Origin of the sequence: Rhodoplanes azumiensis, assembly GCF_042682915.1 — a bacterium.
GTDB lineage: Bacteria > Pseudomonadota > Alphaproteobacteria > Rhizobiales > Xanthobacteraceae > Rhodoplanes > Rhodoplanes azumiensis.
Window position 1 is genome coordinate 1 of the sequence record NZ_JBHUIW010000071.1, and the last position, 1284, is coordinate 1284.

1 protein-coding gene is annotated in these 1284 nt (G+C 68.2%); it reads right to left on the bottom strand.

The genetic code is table 11. The features are described from left to right. Positions 1–113: 113 nt before the first annotated feature. Positions 114–1064: an IS110 family RNA-guided transposase gene (locus ACFSOX_RS23600; RefSeq protein WP_378480261.1), complete on the bottom strand. Its 951-nt coding sequence runs from the start codon at positions 1062–1064 to the stop codon at positions 114–116. Between the last annotated feature and the right edge of the window lie 220 nt (positions 1065–1284).

Sequence of the window (1284 nt, forward strand, 5' to 3'; positions counted from 1 at the left end):
TAGATTTTGAGTGGTTTAGGAGCTGGGGATTTGTGGACAGGCGAGATCGCCTGCCCACAAGCCCCCCAGGGCAGCCGCAACAGCATGCAGGTTTGTTCGGGGGTGAAGAGGGGTCAGGGGGCGGGGCGTTCAGTCCATGGCGTTCCACGCTGGACGACGGTGTTGGCGTAGATCAGGAGCTTCCTGGCGCAGGCGACGAGGGCGGCATTGTGGGCTTTGCCGCGAGCGGTGAGGCGGGCGTAGAGGTCGACGAGGGCCTTGTTCCATCGGAACGCTGCCGGCAGAGCGGCGGCGAAGAGGGAGCGGCGCAGTCGCCCTCGACCGCCGGCGATGTGGCGTTGGCCGGCGTGGGTTCCGCTGTCGTCGTCGAACGGGGCGAGGCCGGCGAGCGCGGCGGCCTCCTCGCGGCTGACGCGCCCGAGCTCGGGCATGCGCACGACGAGCGCGAGAGCGGTGCGCTCGCCGATGCCGGGCACGCTGAGGACGAGATCGAAGCGCAGGGCGAGATCGGCATGGGTGCGCAGCCGAGCGACGATCCGCGCCATCTCGGCGGCTCGCCGGGCCTTCAGGCGGGTGATGTCGGTTTCGACCAGCCGCCGCAGCCGCGGGGTGTCGATGTGCTCGAGACGAACCTTCAGCCGCGCGATGTCCTCCTCGATCTGCTCGACGAAGGTGAGTTGTCCGGCCAGATCCTCCAACCGCTCGTCGCAGTCCTTCGCCGGACTGTCGAGGGCCGCCGTGCAGGCCGCGATGAGCACGGCATCGAGCGCGTCGTTCTTGGCGCGACGCTTGTGGACACGGGCATAGGCTCGCACCTGGATCGGCTGCAGGACCACGACCACGAAGCCCGCGCTCCGCAGGTGGCGCACGACCCCGCGCTCGTATCCGCCGGTCGCTTCGATGCCGACCCTGCCGACCCCTGCATGGGTCAGAATCTCCGCCAGCCGGCCCCAGCCCGCCGCCGTGTTGTCGATCTGCCAGTGCTCGGGGCGGCCATGAACCGCAATGTCGAGCTTGGCCTTGGACGTATCGATTCCGGCCGTCACCGTGGTAGTGTGCGTCATCTTCGTCGACCCCGCCTTGTGAAGCGAACCAGGTTGTTCCGGCAACCATCCGGGTCCGATGAAGGCGCTGGCGCGATCCCGCTACGGAGCAGTCGAAAGCGGCTCAGGGTGGGCTCGATCCGACACCAGCCGCTCTGCCGTGGACGGCCATCCGCGGCAGAGCATTCCTCACGGAACGGCCCGACGATACTCGCTCTCGCTGTTACAAGGGTGGGCAAAG